We start from the raw sequence: 876 nt of genomic DNA, 5'->3' as shown, positions 1-876 counted from the left end.
GGGCGTTCTGGAAACGATGGACGGGATACCACACCCGCAGCCGCGCAGAAGCCAGGATGCGCTGCCTCAAGGCCTTCGGCGAGCGCATCGCCGCGAGAGACCCAGATAGCCAAACCGCTGAAATCCACATCCGCGTCGCACTCATCAACCGCTTCAATGCCCTCGGCACCGCCGAGATCGTCCGCGTGGCCTGAACCTGAAGGGGAAAGGGGAAGTCACGCCTCAAGACGCCTTTCTGCAACAATGCCGCTGGTCGGTGACAATCCAGGCTAGGGGCATCCTCGTTGCAATATCGAGCAAAACCAGAATGAACAGGCGGTCCCGAATGACCTTGTCGATTTCCTTGAGAACCTTCTTGTCACCTTCCGATAAACGCTCCCAAGTCCCTTTCCTTTTTGCAGACAAGATCAGAGATGCTTTGCATTCGTCTATTTCGACCAGCTCACCCAAGATCAATGCACGGATGTCAGTACTCCCGCGACCGCGCTTGTTGCGGACAAATTTCTCCCCCTTAACAGCTGTCAGATATTCGCTTTCACTCAGAAGCTCTTTGCGAAACCTCAACAGCGTTTCATGTGATGGACAAAGAAGGTCTGGTGTTTCGTTACGTCTGCGCCGTATATTCTCCTGATTGATAAGGCTTTTCAGCAGCTTCATAACATTTGCTGGGGCAGGCCCCTTCAGATCAAAGCCCTCTTTTTCCCACGCTCTTTTCATAAGGACTTTAACGTCCCAAGAAATTCTGTCCGTCCGGTTCCCCTTTAGATGAAAAAGAGGCACCAATGCATCCAACGCGCTTTCGTCTGGATGCAAGCTATTGAATAGCTTGAAGTGCTTCATGGGCTTTGTCAGGTTGCTGACGCCGCACCGGCGGGG

The 876-nt window shown here is 53.2% G+C and carries 1 protein-coding gene and 1 pseudogene; one reads left to right on the top strand and one right to left on the bottom strand.

Features of this window, described 5'->3' with window-relative positions:
- Positions 1-194 (top strand): annotated as a pseudogene (locus A9D60_RS04935) (IS5/IS1182 family transposase); the annotation flags it as partial.
- 28 nt (positions 195-222) lie between these two features.
- On the opposite strand, the gene A9D60_RS04930 reads toward A9D60_RS04935, so the two are convergent.
- A partial coding sequence (locus A9D60_RS04930) for a hypothetical protein (RefSeq protein WP_217492034.1) occupies positions 223-876 on the bottom strand: 654 nt, incomplete at its 5' end.

The sequence above is a fragment of the Leisingera sp. JC1 genome, from assembly GCF_001679925.1.
Classification (GTDB): Bacteria; Pseudomonadota; Alphaproteobacteria; order Rhodobacterales; family Rhodobacteraceae; genus Leisingera.
This window is presented reverse-complemented; position numbering and strand designations above follow the sequence as displayed.